The sequence below is a fragment of the Pseudomonas sp. UBA4194 genome, assembly GCF_002379585.1.
GTDB lineage: Bacteria > Pseudomonadota > Gammaproteobacteria > Pseudomonadales > Pseudomonadaceae > Aquipseudomonas.
Genome location: NZ_DFUE01000058.1, coordinates 96464 through 102279, shown reverse-complemented (window position 1 = coordinate 102279; position 5816 = coordinate 96464). Strand labels below are relative to the sequence as shown.

Below are 5816 nucleotides of genomic sequence, written 5' to 3'. Positions count from 1 at the left end.
GGCTGGGGTGAGGGGACCATTGACCTCGGTATCAAACCGAGAGCGACCCTGTCACCCCTCAATCTCCACCAGGATCTCGCCAGGATTCACCCGATCCCCCTTCGCTACATGAATGGCCACCACCTTGCCCGCCACACTGGCCTGCACCTCGGTCTCCATCTTCATCGCCTCGGTAATCAGCACCGCTTGCCCGGCCTTGACCGCATCGCCCTCCTTGACCAGCACGTCGACGATGTTGCCCGGCATGGTCGTGCTCACGTGCCCCGGCTCGCTGGCCTGCTTGCGCTTGCCGATGCCGCCGCCGACGAACTCGTTCAAGGGTTCGAACACCACCTCTTCCGGCATGCCATCGATCGACAGGTAGAAGTGCCGCTTGCCCTCGGACTTCACCCCCACACCGGTGATGTCCACCCGGTAGCTCTCACCGTGCACATCGATGACGAATTCGGTCGGCACGCCCTCGCCGCCGGCTGATGCCACTGCGCCGGCTTCGGGAATCGGCAGCAGGGCTTCGGGGGCCAAGGTCCCGGCTGCACGCTCCTCGAGGAACTTGCGGCCGATGTCCGGAAACATGGCGAAGGTCAGCACATCTTCCTCGGACTGAGCCAGCTCACCGATGTCCTTGCGCAGCTTGTCCATCTCCGGCTTGAGCAGGTCCGCCGGACGCACATCGATCACCTCTTCACTGCCGATCGCCTGGCGACGCAGTTTTTCGTCCACTTTGCCGGGGGCCTGGCCGTAACCGCCTTGCAGATACAGCTTCACTTCATTGGTGATGGTCCTGTAACGCTCCCCTGCCAGCACGTTGAAGAAGGCCTGGGTGCCGACGATCTGCGAGGTCGGCGTAACCAGCGGTGGATAACCGAGGTCTTCACGCACCCGCGGGATCTCCGCCAGCACTTCGTTCATACGGTTCAGCGCGCCCTGCTCTTTCAACTGGTTGGCCAGGTTGGAAATCATCCCGCCCGGCACCTGATTGACCTGCACCCGGGTATCGACGGCCGTGAATTCACTTTCGAACTGGTGGTATTTCTTGCGCACGGCATAGAAGTACAGGCCGATTTCCTGGAGCAGCTCCAGGCTCAGGCCGGTGTCGAACTCGCTGCCTTTGAGGGCTGCCACCATGGACTCGGTACCCGGATGGCTGGTACCCCAGGCGAAGCTGGAAATGGCGGTATCGATATGATCGGCGCCGTTTTCCACAGCCTTGAGCTGGCACATGGCAGCCAGGCCGGCGGTGTCGTGGCTGTGGATAAATACCGGCAGCGACTGCTCGGCCTTCAGCGCCTTGACCAGCTCGCCGGTGGCGTAGGGCGTCAGCAGCCCGGCCATGTCCTTGATCGCCACCGAGTCGCAGCCCATGGCCTCCATCTGCTTGGCCTGAGCGACGAAAGCGCCGATGGTGTGCACCGGGCTGGTGGTGTAGGCGATGGTGCCCTGGGCATGCTTGCCCGCCGCCTTCACCGCTTCGATGGCCACGCGCAGGTTACGCACGTCGTTCATGGCGTCGAAGATGCGGAACACGTCGATGCCGTTGGCGGCCGCCTTGGCCACGAACGCGCGCACCACGTCATCGCTGTAATGGCGATAACCGAGCAGGTTCTGACCGCGCAGGAGCATCTGCAGACGCGTATTGGGCAACGCCTCGCGCAGCTGGCGCAGGCGCTCCCACGGGTCTTCCTTCAAGAACCGCACGCAGGCATCGAATGTCGCGCCGCCCCACACTTCCAGCGACCAGTAACCGACCTTGTCGAGCTTGTCGCAGATCGGCAGCATGTCTTCGGTGCGCATGCGGGTGGCCAGCAGGGACTGGTGAGCGTCGCGCAGGATGGTGTCGGTAACAAAAATCTTCTTGGTCATTGGAATGTTCCTCACAGGCCTGCGTGGGCGGCAATGGCAGCGGCGATGGCCAGGGCCAGCTCTTCGGGTTTGCGTTTGATCGAGTAGTTGGTCAGCTCGGGGTGGCTTTCGACGAAGCTGGTGTTGAACTGCCCACTGCGGAACTCGGGGTTGCGCAGGATTTCCTGGTAGTACGCCGCGGTGGTCTTGACGCCTTGCAGGCGCATGTCGTCCAGGGCCCGCAGGCCGCGGTCCATGGCTTCTTCCCAGGTCAGCGCCCAGACCACCAGCTTCAGGCACATGGAGTCGTAGTACGGCGGTATGGTGTAGCCGGTGTAGATCGCCGTGTCGGTGCGCACGCCCGGGCCGCCGGGCGCGTAATAGCGGGTGATCTTGCCGAAGCTGGGCAGGAAGTTGTTCTTCGGGTCTTCGGCGTTGATCCGGAACTGCAAGGCGAAGCCGCGGTGCACGATGTCTTCCTGTTTCACCGACAGTGGCAGGCCAGAGGCGATACGAATCTGCTCGCGGACGATATCGATGCCGGTGATTTCCTCGGTGATGGTGTGTTCCACCTGCACCCGAGTGTTCATTTCCATGAAGTACACCTCGCCCTCGGCGAGCAGGAACTCCACGGTGCCGGCGTTCTCGTAGCCCACGGCTTTGGCCGCGCGTACCGACAGGTCGCCGATATAGGCGCGTTGCTCGGGGGTCAGCTGTGGGCTGGGGGCAATTTCGATGAGCTTCTGGTTGCGCCGCTGGATCGAGCAGTCACGCTCGAACAGGTGCACCACGTTGCCGAAGCTGTCACCCAGGATCTGCGCCTCGATGTGCTTGGGGTTGACGATGCATTTTTCCAGGAACACTTCGGCCGAGCCAAAGGCCTTGGTGGCTTCGGAAATCACCCGGGGAAAGGCCTGCTCCAGTTCCTCGCGGCTGTTGCAGCGGCGGATGCCGCGGCCGCCACCGCCGGACGTGGCCTTGAGCATTACGGGGTAACCGATGCGGTCGCCTTCGCTCAGGGCTTCCTGAATGTCGGCGACATTGCCTTCGGTGCCCGGCGTGACCGGCACGCCGGCCTTTATCATGCTGCGGCGGGCCTCGGTCTTGTCGCCCATGCGGCGGATGACCTCGGCCGACGGGCCGATGAACTTGACCCCCCGCGATGCGCAGATCTCGGCCAGCTCGGCGTTTTCAGAAAGGAAGCCATAACCCGGATGCAGCGCATCGCAGCCGGTTTCAACGGCCAGGTTCACCAGCTTGCGGGGGTTGAGGTAGCCGGCCAGTGGCTCGGCACCAATGCTGTAGGCCTCGTCCGCACGTTTGACGTGCAGCGCGTGGCGATCGGCTTCGGAATAGATCGCGACCGAACGAATGCCCATCTCGGCGCAGGCCCGTACGATGCGTACGGCGATTTCACCACGGTTGGCGATCAGGATCTTTTTTATCACTTGGAGGTTCCTCGACCGATGAATCCATTCGGGCCGGTGCGTGGCCGACCCTGTGGGTAACCAGATGTTTCTCTGGTCGCCTGTTCAAACTAGCGCGGTCTAGGGATTAACAAAAATCAATATTTGTTAGGTTACATATTAGTTAAAGCTTATAGTTCCGGCATTGTGCTCTTACAGGCGGGCTGGAAAATGCGTAAGTCCTTGATGCGAATGACGTTGCGTCAGCTTCAGGTGTTCAATGAAGTCTGCGATCTGCGCTCGTACAGCCGCGCCGCGGAGGAAATGTCGCTGACCCAGCCGGCCGTGAGCCTGCAAATCAGGCAGTTGGAAGAGCTGGTGGGGCAACCGCTGTTCGACTATGTCGGCAAAAAGCTCTACCTCACTGACGCGGCGGAGGCACTGCAGCGAGCCAGCCGGGATATCTTCGGTCGCCTGGAAAACCTCGATATGCAGCTTTCCGACATGCAGGGCTCGTTGCAAGGCCAGTTGAAGCTGGCCGTGGAGTCCAGCGCGAAGTACTTCGTGCCGCACCTGTTCGCAGCGTTCAAGCGCCAGCATCCCGAGGTCAACCTGCAACTGACGGTGGTCAATAGAGCTCAGGTCATACGACGCCTGTCGGACAACCGTGACGACGTCACCATCATGTCCATGGTGCCTCAGGACATGGGCCTGGACTTCATGCCGTTTCTGAACAATCCGATCATTGCGGTGGCGCCTCCCGAGCACCCGCTGTGCCAGCTGGAGCGGGTCCGCCTGCAGGATCTGGAGCCGTACACGCTGCTGGTGCGCGAGCAGGGTTCGGGTACACGGCGCGCCTGCGAAGAGTATTTCAAGGAGAAGCGCGTGCATTTCACGCAAACGCTGGAGGTCGCCTCGGCCGATGCTCAGCGTGAGTGCGTGATCGCAGGCCTCGGCCTGGCGATGCTGACCCGCCACGCGGTGAGCATGGAGTTATCCACAGGCGTGCTGCAGGAGCTGCCAGTGCAAGAGCTGCCGCTGCAACGCAGCTGGTGCGTGGTGCAGGCCAAAGCCAAGCGTCAATCGCCGGTCGCCCTGGCCTTCGCTGCCTTCATTCGCGCCGAGCGCGCGCAGATCACTGCGCTGGTCGAGCGCTTTGCTGGTCACCGCCAGCCGCCTGCCAATAATTGAGTTCGGCGTATTCGTTGATTTCCTGCAGCAGGCGACGCTGCTCGGAATAGCTTTCGATCGCGCGGCGAAATTCCATGCGGCGCTGATCTTCCTGCTGGCGTTTGGTTTTTGAAGAGGTGTTGGGTTGCGAGCCATCGAAGTAACGAGCCATTGCGTGTCTCCCAGTTCGAGTTCGGGAGTACAGGGTGGCCTGGGGATATGAAGGTTTGGCGACGGGTTGGTGAATATGGGGTTAAAGGCGGCTCAGGGTAGATCGGCGGTGAATGCTTCCTTCACCACAGACCCGAACACCTGCTCCGTCAATCTTCATGCACCTCGTGCGCCTTGAGCGACTTGGGTGACAAGCGCAAGCTGCGCAAACTGCGCTTCACGCTCTTCAAGTGGTTCACCAGATCGGGGCCGCGGGCCATCGCCACGCCCATGGCCAGCACATCGATCACCACCAGATGCGCGATGCGCGAGGCCAATGGGGTGTAGATCTCGGTGTCTTCATGCACATCCACCGCCAGATTGACCGTGGCCAGCTCAGCCAGTGGCGTCTGCCCTGGGCACAGGGAAATCAGCGTCGCGCCAGACTCGCGCACCAGGTTGGCGGTGATCAGCAAGTCCTTGGACCGCCCCGACTGCGAGATGCAGATGGCCACATCGGTGGGCTTCAGCGTCACTGCCGACATCGCCTGCATGTGGGGATCGGAGTAGGCGGCGGCGGTGAGCAGCAAACGGAAAAACTTGTGCTGAGCATCGGCCGCTACCGCGCCCGACGCACCAAAACCGTAGAACTCCACCCGCTGCGCCGTGGACATGGCCGTGACGGCGCGCTGCAAGGCCTCGGGATCGAGGTTCTCGCGCACTTCCATCAGGGTATGCAGCGTGGTGTCGAAGATCTTCAGGCTGTAATCGGCGACCGAATCATCTTCGTGAATGGCGAACTGCCCAAAACTCGCGCCGGCCGCCAGGCTTTGCGCCAGCTTGAGCTTGAGGTCCTGAAAACCGGTGCAGCCGATCGCTCGACAGAAGCGCACGATGGTGGGCTCGCTGATGCCGACGCTGTGGGCCAGATCGGCCATGGAGCTGTGCATCACGGCAGCCGGGTCCAGCAGCACGTGATCGGCAACCTTGAGCTCCGACTTGCGCAGCAGGTGGCGTGACTGGTCAATGTGTTGCAGCAGGTTCAAGGAAGAGGCTCCCGCTCAGGGTTCGAAGGGCCGGGATGTAGCTTGCTTGTAGTTATACTACAAGCCCCGCTGATCGCCCAGTTAAACGTCTGTACGACCCCTTTCGCGGCTTCTGCACCACCGCTTGATCTGAATGATGTATCGACCGCACTGGCCCCTTCGCGGCTTTACGCCGTTCCTACAGAGGGAACAGTCCACCCGTAGG

5 protein-coding genes are annotated in these 5816 nt (G+C 61.8%); 1 reads left to right on the top strand and 4 read right to left on the bottom strand.

All coding sequences use genetic code 11. The annotated features are described in order from the left end of the window. Positions 1 to 51 precede the first annotated feature (51 nt). Positions 52 to 1860, bottom strand: coding sequence for a sodium-extruding oxaloacetate decarboxylase subunit alpha (gene oadA / locus B3397_RS15120; protein ID WP_296251504.1), 1809 nt, complete (start codon positions 1858 to 1860; stop codon positions 52 to 54). An 11-nt stretch (positions 1861 to 1871) separates the two neighbouring features. After that, on the bottom strand, positions 1872 to 3287 hold the full coding sequence (locus B3397_RS15115; protein WP_296251503.1) for an acetyl-CoA carboxylase biotin carboxylase subunit: 1416 nt from the start codon (positions 3285 to 3287) through the stop codon (positions 1872 to 1874). Between the two features lie 189 nt (positions 3288 to 3476). Between B3397_RS15115 and B3397_RS15110 the strand changes: the two genes are divergently transcribed. Further along, positions 3477 to 4436, top strand: coding sequence for a LysR family transcriptional regulator (locus B3397_RS15110; RefSeq protein ID WP_296251502.1), 960 nt, complete (start codon positions 3477 to 3479; stop codon positions 4434 to 4436). On the opposite strand, the gene B3397_RS15105 is transcribed toward B3397_RS15110, so the two are convergent. Both B3397_RS15105 and hexR read right to left on the bottom strand, forming a co-directional pair. Continuing rightward, a complete protein-coding gene (locus tag B3397_RS15105; RefSeq protein ID WP_296251500.1) occupies positions 4381 to 4587 on the bottom strand; it encodes a PA3496 family putative envelope integrity protein in 207 nt (68 codons plus the stop codon). The two genes, B3397_RS15110 and B3397_RS15105, sit on opposite strands and share 56 nt — an antisense overlap. 148 nt (positions 4588 to 4735) lie before the next feature. Continuing rightward, positions 4736 to 5611 (bottom strand): transcriptional regulator HexR, encoded by an 876-nt coding sequence (gene hexR, locus B3397_RS15100; RefSeq protein ID WP_296251498.1) that lies wholly within the window; start codon positions 5609 to 5611, stop codon positions 4736 to 4738. Between the last annotated feature and the right edge of the window lie 205 nt (positions 5612 to 5816).

What these genes read in the sequence shown, in the direction of transcription:
- oadA (WP_296251504.1), bottom strand. Translation starts at nt 1,860, where the DNA reads ATGACCAAGAAGATTTTTGTTACCGACACCATCCTGCGCGACGCTCAC.
- B3397_RS15110 (WP_296251502.1), top strand. Translation starts at nt 3,477, where the DNA reads ATGCGTAAGTCCTTGATGCGAATGACGTTGCGTCAGCTTCAGGTGTTC.
- B3397_RS15105 (WP_296251500.1), bottom strand. Translation starts at nt 4,587, where the DNA reads ATGGCTCGTTACTTCGATGGCTCGCAACCCAACACCTCTTCAAAAACC.